Origin of the sequence: Ideonella sp. (assembly GCF_044358605.1) — a bacterium.
In the GTDB taxonomy this organism is placed as follows: Bacteria; Pseudomonadota; Gammaproteobacteria; order Burkholderiales; family Burkholderiaceae_C; genus Ideonella.
Genome location: NZ_JBIKNQ010000081.1, coordinates 1 through 17471, shown reverse-complemented (window position 1 = coordinate 17471; position 17471 = coordinate 1). Strand labels below are relative to the sequence as shown.

17 protein-coding genes are annotated in these 17471 nt (G+C 62.2%); 13 read left to right on the top strand and 4 right to left on the bottom strand.

Features of this window, described 5'->3' with window-relative positions; all coding sequences use genetic code 11:
* The 8 genes from ACIQ3Q_RS20720 to ACIQ3Q_RS20685 form a co-directional block, all read left to right on the top strand.
* On the top strand, positions 1 to 834 hold an 834-nt coding region (locus ACIQ3Q_RS20720), incomplete at its 5' end, for an AMP-binding protein (protein ID WP_396271128.1).
* A gap of 72 nt (positions 835 to 906) precedes the next feature.
* On the top strand, positions 907 to 1815 hold the full coding sequence (locus ACIQ3Q_RS20715) for a crotonase/enoyl-CoA hydratase family protein (RefSeq protein WP_396271127.1): 909 nt from the start codon (positions 907 to 909) through the stop codon (positions 1813 to 1815).
* 6 nt (positions 1816 to 1821) lie between these two features.
* Positions 1822 to 2214, top strand: coding sequence for a VOC family protein (locus tag ACIQ3Q_RS20710; protein ID WP_396271126.1), 393 nt, complete (start codon positions 1822 to 1824; stop codon positions 2212 to 2214).
* 79 nt (positions 2215 to 2293) lie between these two features.
* A complete protein-coding gene (locus ACIQ3Q_RS20705; protein WP_396271125.1) occupies positions 2294 to 2527 on the top strand; it encodes an addiction module protein in 234 nt (77 codons plus the stop codon).
* Positions 2524 to 2817, top strand: a complete 294-nt coding sequence (locus ACIQ3Q_RS20700) for a type II toxin-antitoxin system RelE/ParE family toxin (RefSeq protein WP_396271124.1) — start codon at positions 2524 to 2526, stop codon at positions 2815 to 2817. The genes ACIQ3Q_RS20705 and ACIQ3Q_RS20700 overlap by 4 nt, the downstream gene beginning before the upstream one ends.
* A gap of 87 nt (positions 2818 to 2904) precedes the next feature.
* Entirely contained in the window at positions 2905 to 3414 is a 510-nt protein-coding gene (locus ACIQ3Q_RS20695) for an SRPBCC domain-containing protein (RefSeq protein WP_396271123.1), read from the top strand.
* A gap of 133 nt (positions 3415 to 3547) precedes the next feature.
* Positions 3548 to 4021, top strand: coding sequence for a GNAT family N-acetyltransferase (locus ACIQ3Q_RS20690; RefSeq protein WP_396271122.1), 474 nt, complete (start codon positions 3548 to 3550; stop codon positions 4019 to 4021).
* Positions 4022 to 4024: 3 nt separating this feature from the next.
* A complete protein-coding gene (locus ACIQ3Q_RS20685) occupies positions 4025 to 4495 on the top strand; it encodes a GNAT family N-acetyltransferase (RefSeq protein WP_396271121.1) in 471 nt (156 codons plus the stop codon).
* A gap of 48 nt (positions 4496 to 4543) precedes the next feature.
* On the opposite strand, the gene ACIQ3Q_RS20680 is transcribed toward ACIQ3Q_RS20685, so the two are convergent.
* Positions 4544 to 5143 (bottom strand): OmpA family protein, encoded by a 600-nt coding sequence (locus ACIQ3Q_RS20680; RefSeq protein WP_396271120.1) that lies wholly within the window; start codon positions 5141 to 5143, stop codon positions 4544 to 4546.
* Between the two features lie 267 nt (positions 5144 to 5410).
* A complete protein-coding gene (gene metK / locus ACIQ3Q_RS20675; RefSeq protein ID WP_396271119.1) occupies positions 5411 to 6592 on the bottom strand; it encodes a methionine adenosyltransferase in 1182 nt (393 codons plus the stop codon).
* Between the two features lie 196 nt (positions 6593 to 6788).
* Here metK and ACIQ3Q_RS20670 point away from each other — a divergent pair, with 196 nt between their 5' ends.
* The 5 genes from ACIQ3Q_RS20670 to ACIQ3Q_RS20650 are packed head-to-tail and all read left to right on the top strand — an operon-like array spanning position 6789 to position 11114.
* The gene (locus ACIQ3Q_RS20670; RefSeq protein WP_396271130.1) at positions 6789 to 7667 is read left to right on the top strand and encodes a lysophospholipid acyltransferase family protein; all 879 of its coding nucleotides are present in this window, start codon (positions 6789 to 6791) and stop codon (positions 7665 to 7667) included.
* Complete coding sequence (locus ACIQ3Q_RS20665; RefSeq protein ID WP_396271118.1) at positions 7664 to 8563, top strand: lipid A biosynthesis acyltransferase; 900 nt, start codon at positions 7664 to 7666, stop codon at positions 8561 to 8563. Before ACIQ3Q_RS20670 ends, ACIQ3Q_RS20665 begins: the two co-directional genes overlap by 4 nt.
* A 21-nt stretch (positions 8564 to 8584) precedes the next feature.
* On the top strand, positions 8585 to 9442 hold the full coding sequence (dapF, locus tag ACIQ3Q_RS20660; RefSeq protein ID WP_396271117.1) for a diaminopimelate epimerase: 858 nt from the start codon (positions 8585 to 8587) through the stop codon (positions 9440 to 9442).
* Entirely contained in the window at positions 9439 to 10128 is a 690-nt protein-coding gene (locus tag ACIQ3Q_RS20655) for a DUF484 family protein (RefSeq protein ID WP_396271116.1), read from the top strand. Before dapF ends, ACIQ3Q_RS20655 begins: the two co-directional genes overlap by 4 nt.
* Positions 10129 to 10169: 41 nt before the next feature.
* Positions 10170 to 11114, top strand: a complete 945-nt coding sequence (locus tag ACIQ3Q_RS20650; protein ID WP_396271129.1) for a tyrosine recombinase XerC — start codon at positions 10170 to 10172, stop codon at positions 11112 to 11114.
* 175 nt (positions 11115 to 11289) lie between these two features.
* On the opposite strand, the gene ACIQ3Q_RS20645 is transcribed toward ACIQ3Q_RS20650, so the two are convergent.
* Positions 11290 to 16641 carry a KGGVGR-motif variant AAA ATPase gene (locus tag ACIQ3Q_RS20645; RefSeq protein WP_396271115.1) on the bottom strand — a complete coding sequence of 1784 codons (5352 nt, stop codon included), beginning with the start codon at positions 16639 to 16641 and terminating at the stop codon, positions 11290 to 11292.
* A gap of 14 nt (positions 16642 to 16655) precedes the next feature.
* Positions 16656 to 17267, bottom strand: a complete 612-nt coding sequence (locus tag ACIQ3Q_RS20640) for a helix-turn-helix transcriptional regulator (RefSeq protein WP_396271114.1) — start codon at positions 17265 to 17267, stop codon at positions 16656 to 16658.
* Positions 17268 to 17471: the final 204 nt, after the last annotated feature.

Below are 17471 nucleotides of genomic sequence, written 5' to 3'. Positions count from 1 at the left end.
CGAATTCCTCAACGCGCCCTCAACCACCAGACCCCCATCGAGGCCCTGAAAAAATGGCACGCCTCACACCCCAAGCTCTTCACAAAACGTGTGAATGATCTCCCGGGGCTTGACACCTATCTGAGCGGTGGCGGCGCCGCCATGCCCCAGGCCATTGCCGAGCGCCTGCGCGACCAGTTTGGCCTGACCTTTGCCGAAGGCTACGGCCTGACGGAGACCGCCGCCCCCAGCCATGCCAACCCGCCCGAGCGGGCCAAGCTGCAATGCCTGGGCATGCCCCTCTTTGGGGTCGATTCGCGCGTGGTCGACCCCGACACCTTGCAAGAAATGCCGGTGGGCGAGGTCGGCGAGATCGTCACCCACGGCCCCATGGTCTTCAAAGGCTATTGGCAGCAGCCAGCGGCCACCCAGGCTGCCTTTGTGCAGATTGACGGCAAAGCCTTCTTCCGCACGGGCGACCTGGGCCGCATGGACGAAGACGGCTACTTCTTCATCACCGATCGCTTGAAGCGCATGATCAATGCCAGCGGCTTCAAGGTCTGGCCGTCGGAGGTGGAGTTGCTGCTCTACAAGCACCCGGCGGTGGCCGAGGCCTGCATCATCGCCGCCCACGATGAGTACCGAGGCGAGACCGTCAAGGCTGTGGTGGTGCTGCGCGCCGAGGCGGTGGGCCAAACCACAGAGCAAGACATCATCACCTGGGCCCATGAGCACATGGCCGCCTACAAGGCTCCGCGCCAAGTGCAGTTTGTGCAAGCCTTGCCCAAGTCGGGTGCGGGCAAGGTGATGTGGCGCCTGCTGCAAGACAAAGAGCGTGGGGCGTCTGCGTCTTGAGCGGTCTATTGAATACCGCCACAGAGACACTGAGACACAGAGATTTCGAGTGAGTTGATTGAGCCTTGATCTATGCCTGACTACAGCACCCTGAGCATTGCGCCGGACCCGCAGCACCCGCGCATTGCGCGCTTGCTGTTGAACCGGCCCGAGCGGCTCAACGCCATCAATGGCGAGATGCCCGGCGAGATCCGCCAGGCGGTGCGCTGGGCCGAGGCCCAAGACAGCATCCACGTCATCATCGTTGAGGGCGCGGGCAAAGGCTTTTGCGGCGGCTACGACCTGCAAGCTTTTGGCCAAGGCCGGGTGGACCACCCCTGCCAACAAGAGGCCACGCCCTGGGACCCGATGCAAGACTATCCCGTCATGCGCGGCTTCACCGAGGACTTCATGACCCTGTGGCACAGCCGCAAGCCCACCATTGCCAAGGTGCACGGTGCGGCCGTGGCCGGTGGCAGCGACATCGCCCTGTGCTGCGACCTGCTGGTGATGGCCGACGACGCCCGCATCGGCTACATGCCTACCCGCGTTTGGGGCTGCCCCACCACCGCCATGTGGGCCTATCGGCTGGGGCCTGCGCGCGCGCGGCAGATGATGTTCACCGGCGACGTCATCAACGGCCGCACCGCCGCCGACTGGGGCTTGGCCAATAGCGCCCACCCGGCGGATGAATTGGAAGCGGAAGTGCTGCGCCTGGCCCTGCGCATCGCCGGCGTGCCCACCGGCATGCTGGCCATGCACAAGCTGGTGCTCAACCAAGTGGTGCAACTGCAAGGCCTGGACCAAGCCCAAACCCTGTCCACCGTGTTCGACGGCATCACCCGCCACAACCCCGAAGGCCTGTGGTTCCGCCGCTTGGCCCAGGCCGAAGGTTTTAAAACTGCCGTGGAATGGCGCGACAGCGGGCGCGCCATTCCGCAAGGCGACGAGGCCAGGGCGGCCATCGCGGCGCTGGAGAAGCCGCGCGATTCAGGCGCGTGAACGAGCATGCTCTCCCACATCATGCTGGGCGTCAGCGACTTCGAACGGGCACTGGCCTTCTATCAACCCTTGATGCAATGCCTGGGCCTAGAGCAACGCTTTTGCGAGCGCAGCCGCCCCTGGGCCGGCTGGCACAGCCCCGGCGGCGCACGGCCTTTGTTCATCATTGCCCGGCCCTTTAATGGCGAAGCCCATCAGGTCGGCAACGGCCAGATGGTGGCCTTACTCGCGGCCGACCGCGCGGCTGTCAACAAGGCTCACGCCTTAGCCCTTAGTCTGGGTGGCCGCGACGAAGGCGCGCCCGGACTGCGGCCCCATTACCATGCCCACTACTGGGGGGCTTACTTTCGGGATACCGAGGGGAATAAGCTGTGTGTGGTGTGCCATATGGAGGGGTGAGAGAGCTTCGCTGCCAGATCTGGTCGCCGACTTGTGGCAAGCTACGCCCCTCGAACTTTCCTCGCTGAGCGAAGCCCCTATGTCAACTTCTCTAGAAGCGCTGCAAGCCGAAGTTCTTCGCCTGTCACCCAAGGACAGGGCGCGCCTGCTTGACCGGCTGATCGCCAGCCTCGATGCCGATGCCGATGCAGAAGCCGAATCAGCCTGGGACGCCATGGCTGCCGCTAGGGAGGCTGAGCTGACCTCGGGCACAGCTCAAGCGGTGCCGCTTGATGCCGCCCTCTCAAGACTTGAAGCGCGCTTTCCTGGATGAAGGTCACGCTTCATCCCGCCGCTGAACGTGATCTCGAAGAGGCTGCGGAGTTCTACGAGCGAGAAGGTTCGGCTGCCCTTGCCGCAAGGTTCGTTCTCGAATTCAGGGCCGTTTCTAAGCTGATCCTGCAGCATCCAGAGATTGGTTCGCTGCGTTTCGGCGGACGCCGAGGCCTCAGCATGAGCGTTTTTCCGTTCACAGTGATTTACCGCGTCAGCTCAGACGACATCAAAATTCTGGTCGTCAAGCACGATCGCAAGCGCCCCAGTTACGGCTCCTCAAGAGCATAGCCGCTGAGGTCTACCGCCAGCACCGTCAATCACGCATTGCAGTGAATCTGCGCCCACTGTCCTGGCTTGTCCGTCTTGGAACTCCCAATGAAATCTCTCGCCTGGCTTTGCCTCACGGTCGTGTCCTTGCTGCTCTCGGGGCCAGCAAGGGCAGCCGAGTCCATCGTTGCAGAGGGCGTTGTGGGCGCTCCCGTTGCAGAGGTCTGGCGGGCTTGGACCACGACTGAGGGCCTCAAGGCTTGGCTGGCGCCGCATGTCGACATAGACCTGAAGCTAGATGGACTCATGCGGTCCCACTATGACCCCAATGGGAGCTTGGGCGACCCCGGCACCATCGAGAACAAGGTGCTTGCCTACGAGCCGGAGAGGATGTTGTCCATCAAGGTGGCCAAGGCTCCAGAGAAGTTCCCCTTCAAGGCCAAGATCGGCGACATGTGGACGGTGCTCTACTTTCAACCGACGGCGGACGGCAAGACTCTGCTGAGGATCGTGGGCATGGGCTTTGGCGCCGACGATGAGTCGCAGCGCATGAAGGCGTTCTTCATGCAAGGCAATGCCTACACCCTGGCGCAGCTCCAGAAGCACTTTCAGAAGTGACATCAGTCGCTGCATGCAGTGGCAGAGGGTCAATTGAATTGAACGGTCGCGAACGCACTCGATGCGGCTGGTTGGCTGCCTGCGCAGCGCGGCAGAGTCGCGGCACAGGTGCAGGCCTTGGCCTCCAAATCCAATGAACATCCGCCGCTTCCATCACGGTGAAGAGCCGAAACTCTTCAACATCTTCCACTCTGCGATACACCTGATCGCCAGCCGGGACTACACGAACGAACAGGTTCACGCCTGGGCACCCTCCAGTGTGGACGCCGACCTTTGGGCACGCCGAATGCGCGGCATCAAGCCCTTTGTTGCGGAGTTGGACGGTGAGTTGGTCGGCTACGCGGATGTACAAGGCGATGGCTACATCGATCACTTCTTCGTGTCTGGGCATCACCCCCAGCAAGGCATAGGCAGGGCCCTGATGGAGGCCTTGGAGGCGGAAGCGGCAAGGTTAGGCTTGCAGGAGCTCACGTCAGACGTGAGCGTGACGGCTCAGCCGTTTTTCGAGCATTTTGGCTTTCTGGTGGTCCAGCATCAACGCCCGGTCATCGATGGTGTCGAGATGCTGAATGCCCGTATGAGAAAGCTTTTGCGGGCGGGTTTCTGACCTATGCTTGTCATCAAAGACGTTGATCCCCAGGGCGCAGACGCCATGGCGCTGTTGCATGAAGCCTCGCTCGACGCAAGAGCGCTCTACCCAGAGTTGTTCACAGACGGCAGCCCCTCAGCCACCAATGCACCCTTGGGCGAGCGCAGCGTCTACATCGTGGCCTATGCCAGGGGCCTCCCAGTGGCCTGCGGCGCATTTCGCCCGCTCAGCGAGTCGACCGCTGAAGTTCGGCGCATGTATGTCCATCGTGAGCATCGGCGCCAAGGCACTGCCCGGGCCGTGCTCGCGCATCTTGAGCAAGCAGCCTTGCAGTTGGGTTATTGCCGTTTCGTTCTGGAGACGGGCTGCAAGCAAGTGCCGGCCATGCGCCTCTACGAGGCTTTGGGGTTCCGGAGAATCCCAGCTTTTGGGGAGTATGTGCATGACCCCATCAGTGTTTGCTATGAGCTCGCCCTGCCGGCACAGCGCTAGAGTTTTTCTCCAGACCCGTAACCGGCAGTCAAGCCGCTGCCAATGGCCTCAGCGCCCGCCTTCGCTCACCAAGATATCCACGCGCCGATTGGCCGCGCGCCCTTGGGCGGTGTCGTTGCTGGCGATGGGCTCGCTGGCGCCCTTGCCCATGGCTGCCACGCGCTCAGGGGCCACGCCCAACTTCACGAGCTGAGCCATCACGGCTCTGGCGCGCGCCGCAGACAAGGTTTCGTTGTTCTTGGCGTTGCCCACGTTGTCGGTGTGGCCAGTGACCAGCACGGTCACTTTGGGGTGGGCTTGCATGGTCTTGGCCAGCTCGTCCAAGAACTCGGCAAACTTGGGATTCAGGCGGCTGCTGGCCAGGGCAAACGTGCCATCGCCACCGGCGCGCAGCACCAGGCCGCCGCTGTCGGTTTTGTTCAGAGAGACGTTGTCTTCTGCGGCGGCCTTGCTGATTGCCGACTCGAACAATTGCAGCGCGGTGGGGGGCGGTGGCGCCTTGGCCACAGGTGGGGCTACCGGCGCCGGTGCGGGTGCGGGAGCAGGCATGGGCTTGGGCGGCGCGGCAGGCTCGGTAGCGCAGCCGCCAACGAGGGCGGCGACAGCGATGATCAGGCCAGGGGCGAGGAAGCGAGTGGCTGCTTTCATGTCGGTAAACGGTCCAAAGTGTTGCGAATTCAGGCCCCGAAGGGCGATCCGTAAGTGTAAGGGGCGGGTTTTGGCGACTGGGGCGAGGGCGCAACACCATGAAAAAGGCCTGCGGGGAGCAGGCCTTTGAGAGAGGGCGCGTATGAGGCTTACAGCCCGGCCGCTGCACGCAGCGCTTGCGCCTTGTCCGTCCATTGGTCTCCTCTCACATCCGCTGCGCGGATATGAGCGTCGCCCGAGAACGACAAGTTCGCTGCGCTCAGGGCCTTACAGGCCCGCTGCTGCGCGGAGCGCAGCAGCCTTGTCCGTTCTCTCCCAAGTGAACTCGGGCTCTTCGCGCCCAAAGTGGCCGTAAGCAGCGGTCTTGCTGTAGATGGGGCGCAGCAGGTCCAGCATTTGGATGATGCCCTTGGGGCGCAGGTCGAAGTGGGCGTTCACCAGGGCGGCGATCTGCTCGTCGGGGATGACACCCGTGCCTTCGGTGTAGACCGTCACGTTCATGGGGCGGGCCACGCCGATGGCGTAGGCGACTTGGATCTGGCACTGCTTGGCCAGACCCGCAGCGACGATGTTCTTGGCCACATAGCGGGCGGCATAAGCGGCCGAGCGGTCGACCTTGGACGGGTCTTTGCCGGAGAAGGCACCACCGCCGTGCGGGCAGGCGCCGCCGTAGGTGTCGACGATGATCTTGCGGCCTGTCAGGCCGCAGTCGCCCTGCGGGCCACCAATCACAAAGCGTCCGGTGGGGTTGATCAGGTACTTGGTGTCTTGCAGCCACTCTTTGGGCAGCACGGGCTTGATGATCTCTTCGATGATGGCTTCCGTGAAGCTGGCCTTCATCTTGGTGGCCGTCTCGCTTTGGTCTGGGCTGTGCTGGGTGGACAGCACCACGGTGTCGATGCTGTGGGGCTTGCCATCGACATAACGCATGGTCACCTGGCTCTTGGCATCAGGGCGCAAAAAGGGCAGGCGGCCGTCTTTGCGCAGCTGCGCCTGGCGCTCCACCAAGCGGTGGGCGTAGTAGATGGGCGCGGGCATCAGCTCGGGCGTCTCATCACAGGCGTAGCCGAACATCAGGCCCTGGTCACCGGCGCCGATGTTGAGATGGTCGTCGGACGCATGGTCCACGCCCTGGGCGATGTCGTTGGATTGCTTGTCATAGCAGACCATGACGGCGCAGCCCTTGTAGTCGATGCCGTATTCGGTGTTGTCGTAGCCGATGCGCTTGATGGTGTCGCGTGCGACTTGGATGTAGTCGACGTGCGCGTTGGTGGTGATCTCACCGGCCAGCACCACCAGACCCGTGTTGGTCAGGGTTTCGGCGGCCACGCGGCTGCGCGGGTCTTGCTGGAAGATGGCGTCCAGGATCGCGTCGGAGATCTGGTCCGCAACTTTGTCGGGGTGGCCTTCAGAGACAGACTCTGAGGTAAAGAGATAATCGTCCGCCATATGTGTTTTCAATCTGGTTGCGGGTCACTGTAGGGCGTCGTCCTGCTCTGCAACCTGATTGAGCGGCGAACGCTTTAGCGGCATTTGGACCGGGATTTTCAAGAGAAAACCCCAGGCAGGATCGGTTGATAACCACCTGCATCGCCCCGCAAGTTGTCCTGTTAACTCGGCGATTGATTAAAGAATTATAGAGATGATGATGTCCCTCCTGCGCTGGCTGGCCCGATGGCCCCTGCCGCGATTGCAGGCTTTAGGCGCGGGCCTGGGCTGGCTGACCTGGGCGCTGTCGCCCAGTTACCGCCGCCGTTTGGGCCAAAACGCTGCCCTGGCAGGCTTAAGCTCGGCCCAGCGCCGCGCGGCAGTGGGCGAGGCCGGCCGCATGGTGGCCGAAGCCTTGTGGCTGTGGCTGATGCCGCCTGCCCAACGCCTAGACGGCCTGGTGCGCTGGCAGGGCGCTGCATGGGTAGACCAGGCCCTGAGCTCACAGCAAGGCTTGGTGTTCTTCACGCCGCATTTGGGCAGCTTTGAAGCCTCTGCCCGCGCCATCACCGAGCGCTGGGGCCACTTGAGGCCGCTGACCGTGATGTACCGCCCGGCCCGCTCAGCCCTGCTGCGGGAACTGGAAGAGGGTGCTCGTGCCCGCCCCGGCTTGGCCACGGTGCCCGCCGCCTTGAGCGGCGTGCGCCACATGCTGCGCGCGCTGCGCAAAGGCGAGATGGTGGGCTTGCTGCCAGATCAAGTCCCGCCGCAAGGCCAGGGCGTATGGGCACCGTTTTTTGGTCAAGACGCCTACACCATGACGCTGGCGGCACGTCTGGTCACCCAAACCGGCGCGCAGGCGCTGGTGGTGTGGTGCGAGCGCTTGCCCAAAGGCCAAGGGTTTGTGATGCACTTTGAACCCTTGGGCGAAACCTTGACGACGGGCGACGATGAGGCGGCACAATCGGCCGCCGCTACCGCCATCAACCGCGCCATGGAGCGCGTCATCATGCAAAAACCCGAGCAGTACCTATGGGGTTACCACCGCTATAAGCAACCACGTGGCCAAGACGCCGCAGGGGGCGAGCGCGCATGAAGTCCACCCTCTCCAAATGGGGGGCCAAAGTCTTACTGGGCCTGCTGTGGTGCTTGCACTGGCTGCCGCTGTCGGTGTTGGCGGCCTTGGGGCGGGGGCTCGGTGCTTTGCTGTATCGGGTGGGCGGCTCGCGGCGGCGCATTGGGCGGCGCAACTTGCAGTTGTGCATGCCTGAAATGCCGCCCACTGAGCGCGAGGCCATTCTGCGCGAACACTTTGCGCTCTTAGGCCGCAGCCTGCTGGAGCGTGGCGTGCTGTGGTGGGCCTCACCGGCCCGCTTGCGGCGGCTGATCAAGGTCGAAGGCGAGGTGACCTTTGCGCAAGACCACGCCGGCGCAGCCATGTGGCTGGTGCCGCACTTCCTGGCGCTGGACGTGGCGGGTGTGGCCTCACAGTTGTTTCAAAAGCGGTGGGTCGCCTCCATTTATCAGCGCCAAAGCAACCCCACCCTGGACGCTGCCATGCGCCATGGCCGCTTGCGCTTTGGCGGTGGCGAGGTGTTCTCCCGACACGGCGAAGGGGCCTTACCCCTGGTGCGTTCCATCAAGCGCGGGGCCGTGTTTTTCAATCTGCCGGACATGGATTTCGGCCTGCGCGATGCCGCCTTTGTGCCCTTCTTTGGGGTGGAGGCTGCCACCTTGCTGGCCCCTGCCCGCATGGCCAAGAGCTTGAAGATGACGGTGCAGCCCGTTGTGTCTGAGTTCCTGCCCGGCGGGCAAGGCTACCGGGTGCGCTTCTTGCCACCCTGGCACGGCTACCCCAGTGGCGACGAGCTGGCCGACACCCGCTTCATCAATGCTTGGATAGAGACCGAGGTGCGCCAAATGCCGGCCCAATACCTGTGGGTGCATCGCCGCTTCAAGACCCGCCCGCCGGGCGAGCCACGGCTGTATTGAGTGAGCGTCGATAATCAGCCCATGCACATTCGATTCACAAAAATGCAGGGGGCGGGTAATGACTTTGTGGTGCTGGACGCCACCCGTCAGCCGCTCACCCTGCAGCGCGAACAACTCCAGCGCCTAGGCGACCGCCGCTTTGGCGTGGGTGCCGACCAAATTTTGGTGGTGGAGCCCTCTGCCAAACCGGATGTCGATTTCCGTTATCGCATCTACAACGGCGCCACCGGCGAAGAGGTCGAGCACTGCGGCAATGGCGCACGTTGCTTTGTGCGCTATGTGCGCGAGCAAGGCCTGACCGACAAAGAGGTGATCCGCGTCGAGACGGTGAACCGCCTGCTGGAGTTGCGCCAAGCGCCCGATGGCCGTGTCACCGTCAATATGGGCGAGCCTGCCTTTGCCCCAGCCGACCTGCCTTTCAACCCTTTGGCGTTGAGCCCGATCCCGAAAAACGGCATGGACGTGTGGCCGCTGCCACTGCCCGATGGGCGCATGGCCGAGGTGGTGCTGGTGTCCATGGGCAACCCCCATGCCGTGATGCGGGTGGCCGATGTGCTGCTCGCTCCGGTGGCCGAGTTAGGGCCCATCGTCGAATCCCATGCTCAGTTCCCCCGTCGCGTCAACGTGGGCTTTATGCAAGTGCTGGCGCGCGACCAAATCGCCCTGCGTGTTTATGAGCGCGATGCTGGCGAAACCCTGGCCTGCGGCACCGGGGCTTGCGCTGCCGTGGTGGCCGGCATTCGCCTGGGCTGGCTCGATGCCGCTGTCGAAGTGCAAACCCGTGGCGGCCAATTGCGCATTGAATGGGCAGGCCCTGGCCAGCCGGTCATGATGACCGGCCCCGCCCAAACCGTTTACCAAGGAGAGATCGAGCTGTGAGCACCTCCCCCACCGGCGTGTCCGGTATCACTGAAGACGACATCGCGGGCTACTTGGCCAATAACCCGGCGTTCTTTGAGCGCCATGCGCAACTGCTCTCCACGGTGCAGTTGGTCAGCCCGCACGGTGTGCGGGCCGTGTCGCTGCAAGAGCGGCAGATCGAGATGCTGCGCGACCGCATCAAGGGCATGGAGCGCAAGTTCATGGACGTGATCCGTGCTGGCCAAGATAACGAAGCCCTGGGTGGCCGTCTGCACCGCTGGACCTGCACCATGCTGCTGGCCCGCGAAGCCACAGCACTGCAAGCCGCACTGGTGGACGGCCTGAAGAACGAGTTCCTCGTCCCCCAAGTTGCGCTGCGCGTTTGGGGCTTGGCACCAGAGCATGCCGACCTGGCTTTGAGCCAGACAGTGACAGATGACGCCAAGGCCTTTGCGGCCAGTTTGACCATGCCTTACTGTGGCTTGAATGCCGGTTTTGAGGCGGCGTCGTGGTTTGAGCCCGAGGTCCCCGTGCAGTCCATGGCCCTGGTGCCATTGCGCGTGGGCAAAACGGCGGCGCAGTGCTTTGGCCTGCTGGCGCTGGGATCGCCTGATGCTCTGCGTTATCAATCTGACATGGGTGTCGAGCTGCTGGAGCAGATTGGCGACATCGCCAGCGCTGCCCTGGCCCGCTTGCTCCCCTGAGCCCAGAGCGACACAGCGTGACGGCCCCGCCTGACGCGCTGATGTCGGCCCCGGGCGGGGCGCTGCTGCCCTGGCCCGCGCCCATGGCCCGCTACTTGGAGCATGTGCAAGTCAGCCGCCGTTTGGCACCGCGCACCTTGGTGCTCTACCAAACCGCATTGCAACGCCTGTTGGGCTTGGCCCAGCAGCACGGGCTGGAGATCGCCCTGCTCAAGCCCGCCCATGTGCGGCGCTTTAGCGCCATGCTTCATGGCCAAGGCTTAGGCGCGCGCAGTTTGGCCCTGGAGCTGTCGGCCTGGCGCAGCTTTTACCGCTGGTGGGGGCAGGAGGGCGGCGTCAGCCTGAACCCGGTGGAAGGCGTGCGCGGCCCCAAAGCCGCCAAGCCCTTGCCCAAGGCCCTGTCGGTGGACCAAGCCGTCGCCTTGGCCAGCCATGAACGTGAAGACGGCGATGAGCGCCTGGCCCAGCGCGACCATGCCATCGTTGAGCTGCTCTACAGCAGCGGCCTGCGCATCAGCGAGCTGGTGGGCCTAGACGCCCAGGCTAGCCCCGGCGCCAAAGGCTGGGTCGATGTGCCAGACGCCACCGCCCATGTGCTGGGCAAGGGCAGCAAGCGCCGCAGCGTGCCCGTGGGTGGCCCGGCCTTGGCCGCGCTGCAGGCCTGGCTGGCGGTGCGCGACACCCTGGCCCCTGCGCACGAGCCCGCCTTGTTTGTGGGCCGCCGCGGCCAGCGCCTGAGTGATGCCGCCATCCGCCTGCGCCTGAAGGGCTTGGCCTTGGATGCTGGCTTGCCCACCTCGGTGCACCCGCACATGCTTCGCCACAGCTTTGCCTCGCATGTGCTGCAGTCCAGCGGAGATTTGCGCGCCGTGCAAGAGCTGCTGGGCCATGCCAACATCAGCACCACCCAGGTCTACACCCGGCTGGACTTTCAGCATCTTGCTAAGGTTTACGACGCGGCCCACCCGCGGGCTAAGCGCAAATGAGCGAGCGTGATGCCGAGGTGCTGTCGCGTCCGAGCCCTCGGGCTGGCAACTCGGCGCGCCGAGGCAGCGGGGCCTTCCGTGTTGGTGGCGATGTCATCTTGCCGCGTTGAAGATGTCACACGCGTCATCAGGTGGGCTCATAAAGCGGCGGTTCCTGGAGGAAGATGTGCTTAGGTTAGCCCTTGGCTTTGCGTGGTGGGCGCCGACGGGGTTTTGGCGACTTTTCGTCGGCAGCTCGCGCTGGATCGGCAGTGTTGGCCTGCAATTCGGGCACATCGCTCGCGCACCAATAGCGCGGTATCCACGGCCAGGGCCTGACCTGTTCCGACGTATCGACATACCGTACGGAACGCAGAAGATTGCCTTGGCCTCCCCACAAGCCGCGCGCATCGCTGCGAAAGTCCAGGCTCACCCAGTTCCAAGCTGACGCGGGCGGCTGCGGGCTAGCTTCGGTGCGCGATACCGTCCAGAGCCCGAGTGATGATGCTCCGCCACGCAGCCGCAGCAGCTCATGTCCTTCCACATCCCAAAGGCGAATCGTGCCGTCGTTCCCGCCGCTAGCAATCTGGCGACCATCGGGGGTGAAGGCTACACTTTTGATGGTGCCATTGCACCCTTCTATTGTGCGCACGAGTTGTCCGTTGGTGGTGTCCCACAGCTGTAGTGTGCCGCCTCCTCCGCCACTTACGATTTGGGAACCATCTGGGCTAAAGGCTACGCATTCGACTACTCCTAGGGGTCCTATGCAGACGCGAACGAGCTTGCCATCGGCAACATCCCACAAGCGCATCGACCCGTCTTCTCCGCCGCTGGCAATCTGTCGGCCATCGGGGCTGAAAGCCACGCTTAGGATCTGGCTTGCGTCTGCTTTGATGATGCGAGTGGCCAAACCATTGGAGCTATCCCACAGGCGCAGCGTGCCATCGCGGCTGCCGCTGACAATCATGCTGCCGTCTGGGTTGAAGGCAATGCAATGACACCAGCGTTTGTGCCCTTTCATTACCCGCACAGGATGGCCACTCGTGGCGCTCCATTGATGCACTGTGCCATCGAAGCCGCCAGCGATGATCTGGCTGCCGTCGGGGCTGAAGGCTACGCTGAGGATCAGAACCTGATTTCCATTCATTTGGCGCACCAACTGGCCGCTGGCAGTGTCCCACAGGCGCAAAGTGCCGTCGCCGCCGCCACTGGCGATCAGGCGACCATCGGGGCTGAATGCCACGCTCTTGACCCAGCCTTTGTGTCCCTCCAGGACACGCACGAGCTGCCCACTGGTGGTAGTCCACAGGCGCAAAGTGCCGTCGCCGCCTCCACTGGCGATCTGGCGACCATTGGGGCTGAGGGCAACGCTAGAGATCCAGCTCTCAGGCCCTTCGATGACGCGGACCGGCTGGCCGTTCGCAGCCTCCCAAATGCGTAGTCTTCCGTCGTCGTCGCCACTGGCGATGTGGCGACCATCAGGACTAAAGGCCACGCTTTGGATCCGGCCCTTGTGCCCTTCGATGGCGCGAATGGGCAGAGCATTGGCGACGTCCCACAGGCGAAGAGTACCGTCCAAACCTCCGCTGGCGATCTGGCGACCATCGGGGCTAAAGGCCAAGCTGAGGATCCAGCCATGGTGCCCTTCCATGAAGCGAGTCAGCCGACCGGTCGCAACGTCCCACAGTCTAAGTGTGCCGTCGTCGCCACCACTGGCGACCTGGCTGCCGTCGGTACTAAAGGCCACACTCCATACCCAGCCCTTGTTCCCTTCGATAACACGCACCAGCAAGCTGCTCGCAGCCTCCCAAAGGCACAGTTTCCCGTCAGCATCGCCACTGGCGATGTAGCGACCATCGGGACTAAAGCCTACGCTTTGGATCCGGCTCTTGTGCCCTTCGATTACCCGAACGGACTGAGGATTGGCTGCGTCCCAAAGAGACAGAGTGCCGTCGTCGCTGCCGCTGGCGATCATGCTGCCATTTGGTTCGCAAGCCACGCTGCGGACACTTCCCCGCTGCCCGCGTATGACGCGCAAAGGCAGCTTGCTGTTGACTTCCCACAGGCGAATCGTGCCATAGCCGTCGCCACTAACAAGGTGGTGACCAATGGTGCTGAAGGCTACGCACAGAACCCCGCCTTGGTGGCCTTGCATGACGCGCACGGGCTGGCCACTGGCGACATCCCATAGGCGCAACGTGCCGTCATCGCTGCCGCTGGCGATTTGGCGGCCATCGTGGCTGAAGGCCACCGCATTAGCTGAGTCAACGTGGAAAGCTTCAGGAGCAAGAGCCAGGTGGGGCAAGGGTGGGGTGGTCAGCTGCGCGGTGTTTACGGGCCAGCCTACAGCATGCCGAGCCGTAAGGCCCTGAGTCCTAGCTCCGTCAAGCTTTGGCGTTCCCTCACTCCAGCTCAGTTCAGCCGCGCGAAGATCAGCGTGGCTGAAATCGGAGTCGTGCAGCTTCGCACCTTGCAATTCTGCGTTCAGCCAGACTGAGCTGTTGGCGTTGGCCTGCGTCAATACCACCCGTTGGGCGTTGCAATCGCTGGCGTCAACGTACGGTAGGTGCGCGCCCGTCAGATCCGTGCCTGCAAGTAGGGCGTGGCGCAGGTCAGCCTGCTCCAGCCATGCGCCGCGCAGATCGGCATTCCATAGCTGGCAACGCTTGAGATTGCTGTGGCGCAGGTTTGCACCCCGCGCAGCTAAATAAGCCAATGGCAGTTCGCTGAGGTCAAGTCCGGCGAGATTCGCCGCTTCGGGAATCCAGCCCTTCATTGACTCGTGGTCACCGTCGAAATCCCCTGACTCTAGGTTGGCAAGGTGATGGCCAAGCAGTAGGGCATTGACTCGCGACGCAGCCGGTGCAACTTCTTCGTCTGGCGTCAAGACCTTTCTAACGGCCATTTGTAATGCCCCGCGGCGAGGCTTATCGCTGATTGGAACCAAGTCGTGTAGGAAGCTGCAGCTTTCGGGGGACAGGCGGGGAATGTCAAGCGTTTCGATTGCATCATGTGTGTTCGATGCGCAGACTGAACGCTCGATGCGCCGTGCCAAAAAATATTCCAGAAAACTTCGGTGCGAAAAGCCGTACAGTCCGTCGGGTGTACGCGAGAGGAAAGCGGCGGTGCGCAACTCCACGTCGAGCTGGTTTGGGTCGAGTGGGCCACGCAGGTCCACCCGCTGCTTCACCAGGGAGAATAGGTCACCGTAGTGGATGCGGTTACCCACCCGTTGCCACAACAAGAAAGCCAATTCTTCGAGCACACTGCGCAGCATGTCGCTGCTGCTCTGACGCTCGGCAGGCTTAAAGTCGTCGAGCCACTTATTGGTGTAGGTTTGGTACAGCGCGCCGGTGCTCATTGCCTCACCACTGCGCGCTTGGCGCTCCTTTAGAGCGGGCAGGCTGGCGATGATGATATCGAGCAATTGGGGTCGGTCGCCCAACTCCAGCATGCGCTGCTCCTCCAAGAAGTTCAGCGCTTCCTGACCCTTGGCTTCGCCTAGGCGCTGTATCAGGAACTGGCGTACTTGCTCGGGTGTAAAGGTGGCGACGGTGTGGATGGCACCGTCGAAACGCTGCGCCACATCTTGCAGTGGGGAAGAAGGAATGCGGTCCTGCTCGCCCGCAGCGGCCTTCAGCGCGTCGCCATGATCTTTGAAGAACTGTTCGCGACACGTAATGAGCACACGGTTGCCAATGGCTGTGTCGCCGGGGTCTGCGGTGATGCCTACCAACATGCGAAATTGCTCGACTACGCTGCGCCCGGCCGCTGCTATGCCCATTTCGTCGAAAGCATCGAAGAGCAGCACGATACGGCCGCGCTGAATCAGGTGCAGAAGAATGCGTGGATCTTTTCTCTGACCGGTAGCCTGCAGCCAACGTTCAGCGAGCAGCTCTTCAAGCTTCACCTTGTTGGGAAAGTCGCGCAAGCTGATTCGCAGTGGTATCGGAGAAGTCCTGTCGACCATGGCACGCTTTGCCAACTCATAAGCTAGCTTTTCAGTGAGGGCCGTCTTGCCCGTGCCGTAGTCACCTAACAAGACCCAAAGGCGGCTGTCGCGCCCATGTGCCCACTCGATGCCATGCGCAACGAGATCTTCGATAATGGGTCGATCAGTTTCCTCGGTTTCGGCCGCTCTTGGTGAGAATTTTCTAGCCACGCGCGAGCGCTCAGGTTGGCTGCGCTGGGTCACGTAGCTGGCGGCCAGTGGGGTTTGTTCAAAGTCGGCCACCAACTGGAACAGGTACTTATCAAAATCGAGCAGGCGGCGCTCTAGGTCTTGTAGGGTGACGGTGCTGATGCCTAGGTCCTTGGCACTGGCGAGCGCAGCGGGTGAGAAGGCGTTAGACACCACCATACCTCTTGCGTGAAGCGACTGCGCCGATGCCTTCCTGAGCCACAGGCCCAGTAGGTCTACAACCTCTTTGGTGACCGCACTCTTGTGGTCCTTGCACTCGACGAAGTAAGTCAGCGTGTCTAGGCCCGATTCGATGCGGGCGACGAGGTCTACGCGGTCGGCTCCGATTAGCTGTTCGCGCTCAACGCTGTAGCCCAGCAGGCGTAATAGGTCTGCTACCCTGTCTTCGAAGCGTTTCCCCTTGTCGGAGCGGGAAGATCGCGGGTCGTTGGGGTTGCGATCAAAGATGTCGGGGCGCGATGCTTGCTCGGTTTGTTCTGAGGCTTCTGCTGCGAACAGGGTGTCGATGAATTGCGAAAGGTCGCGGTAGATACGTTCGTAGTCATTGGCGACCCCCCGCTCGGCTTGGGTGATGAGCAAGGCCTCGCTAAAAGGGAGGGCCGTGTCGAAGCGTACTTCTCGAACGGAAGCCAGATCAGCGACGCCAAAGGCTTCGCTCCACAGTTTGCGGCCAGCGGCCACTTTGTCAGCGTCGTCCTGGGGTATTGGTGATGCCACCGGGAAAAGGCGCAAGTCGGTGTCGCTGGGGCGAATCGTTCGGTCTAGTGAAGAAAGCGCCTTGTACACACGACCCAGACCGCGCAGGTTCTGCCGACCATAACCGCCTACAAGCAGGGTAGCGTCGGGCAGTGCACCGGCCAGCAAGGCACCGAGGTCGGTCAGGCCGGTTCGGGTGTCGATCAGCACATGGCGAAAGCCTTCGCGCCCTAGGTGGTCAAACAGTTCAGTGAATACGTCCCGACCTGGCGGAGGGTTGCCGCCGAGCAGATGGCCCCAGTCAATGCCGAAATACAGTGCTGCCGCATCAGCGTCATCACCATGCGCGGGCAAGATAGAAAGCTGGGTGAACGGTGTAGGTTGAACCAGCTTACTGAACCTCTCTAGGTCTTGGGCACCTGGAGACCGAAGCTTGTTCTTTTGCCAGTCAAGCAGCCAGTCAAAGAACCCGGCCTTGATCGCCCCCTTGTTGCGTAGGGCTTGGATGTTGTGTAGCCCAGGTGCCTCTACGTCCATATCCCACAACAAGGTTCTTCCTTCGCGAGCCAACGCGACTGCCATGTTGGCGGCCAGCAGCGTGCGTCCTACGCCGCCTTTGTAGCTGTAAAAACTAATGATGGCTGGGCGCACGGGGAAGGTCCTTATCAAGCTGCTCGTGAAAACACTTTGGCTCCGAGATGTTCAAGCGTAGGAGTGTGGGCGGTCTTTTGCGCTGGCGAGACTGGCGTCTCGCCAGTGGACGCAAGGCTGACCCAGCTTTCTTTGCCTCGCCGTTGCCTAGTAATGAGTGAGCGCGACTCAAGCACGCCGAGAATCTGGCTCACGCGGCCTTTACTCAGCTTTAAGGACACCGCCAAATCCAGTTGTTTGACGCGCCCATTTTCAGCCTGCTGAATGATTTGCACGATCGTGTCCTGCTGTTTGAGTTGAATCGGCGCTGGGGTGCGGGCCGCCTGTAGATGGCGGCGCTTACCTTCTAGCAGGTCCTCAAAGCCACTCCAACGTTGCTTCATGCCGGTGCCCTGCATGTCTTGGGGCGTCAAGTCTTGAGCAATCTCGCTGAGAGAAAGCATCTCCTGAACGCCCTCTGGGTCATTGCTTCGCTGCATAAGCACCAGTGACCAGTGGTGGAGATAGGCGTCCAGCTTGCCCATTTGCTCTAGGGTCAGTGCTGTCTGCTGACGCAATAAAGCTAAGGCATCGGCAGGTTCGAAGCGTTCGATGAGATCGTCGGGGTGGTGGTCGAGCCAATTCATGATTAAACCACTATAAATCTTATGACTGAGAAGGTGTTCGATGTTTATATCAGTTTAGCATTCGGTCGATTCATCGATTTGCGGCACTATTTCCGGGGCTGATTTACTTCACACGCTTCAGCGCGGGACGGTTGGGCTTGCTAAGAGTTGATTGTCTAGCTAGCCCGAACTGGACCACTCCGCCGTGATCAGACACATCACAGG

What these genes read in the sequence shown, in the direction of transcription:
- ACIQ3Q_RS20715 (WP_396271127.1), top strand. Translation starts at nt 907, where the DNA reads ATGCCTGACTACAGCACCCTGAGCATTGCGCCGGACCCGCAGCACCCG.
- ACIQ3Q_RS20710 (WP_396271126.1), top strand. Translation starts at nt 1,822, where the DNA reads ATGCTCTCCCACATCATGCTGGGCGTCAGCGACTTCGAACGGGCACTG.
- ACIQ3Q_RS20705 (WP_396271125.1), top strand. Translation starts at nt 2,294, where the DNA reads ATGTCAACTTCTCTAGAAGCGCTGCAAGCCGAAGTTCTTCGCCTGTCA.
- ACIQ3Q_RS20700 (WP_396271124.1), top strand. Translation starts at nt 2,524, where the DNA reads ATGAAGGTCACGCTTCATCCCGCCGCTGAACGTGATCTCGAAGAGGCT.
- ACIQ3Q_RS20695 (WP_396271123.1), top strand. Translation starts at nt 2,905, where the DNA reads ATGAAATCTCTCGCCTGGCTTTGCCTCACGGTCGTGTCCTTGCTGCTC.
- ACIQ3Q_RS20690 (WP_396271122.1), top strand. Translation starts at nt 3,548, where the DNA reads ATGAACATCCGCCGCTTCCATCACGGTGAAGAGCCGAAACTCTTCAAC.
- ACIQ3Q_RS20685 (WP_396271121.1), top strand. Translation starts at nt 4,025, where the DNA reads ATGCTTGTCATCAAAGACGTTGATCCCCAGGGCGCAGACGCCATGGCG.
- ACIQ3Q_RS20680 (WP_396271120.1), bottom strand. Translation starts at nt 5,143, where the DNA reads ATGAAAGCAGCCACTCGCTTCCTCGCCCCTGGCCTGATCATCGCTGTC.
- metK (WP_396271119.1), bottom strand. Translation starts at nt 6,592, where the DNA reads ATGGCGGACGATTATCTCTTTACCTCAGAGTCTGTCTCTGAAGGCCAC.
- ACIQ3Q_RS20670 (WP_396271130.1), top strand. Translation starts at nt 6,789, where the DNA reads ATGATGTCCCTCCTGCGCTGGCTGGCCCGATGGCCCCTGCCGCGATTG.
- ACIQ3Q_RS20665 (WP_396271118.1), top strand. Translation starts at nt 7,664, where the DNA reads ATGAAGTCCACCCTCTCCAAATGGGGGGCCAAAGTCTTACTGGGCCTG.
- dapF (WP_396271117.1), top strand. Translation starts at nt 8,585, where the DNA reads ATGCACATTCGATTCACAAAAATGCAGGGGGCGGGTAATGACTTTGTG.
- ACIQ3Q_RS20650 (WP_396271129.1), top strand. Translation starts at nt 10,170, where the DNA reads ATGTCGGCCCCGGGCGGGGCGCTGCTGCCCTGGCCCGCGCCCATGGCC.
- ACIQ3Q_RS20640 (WP_396271114.1), bottom strand. Translation starts at nt 17,267, where the DNA reads ATGAATTGGCTCGACCACCACCCCGACGATCTCATCGAACGCTTCGAA.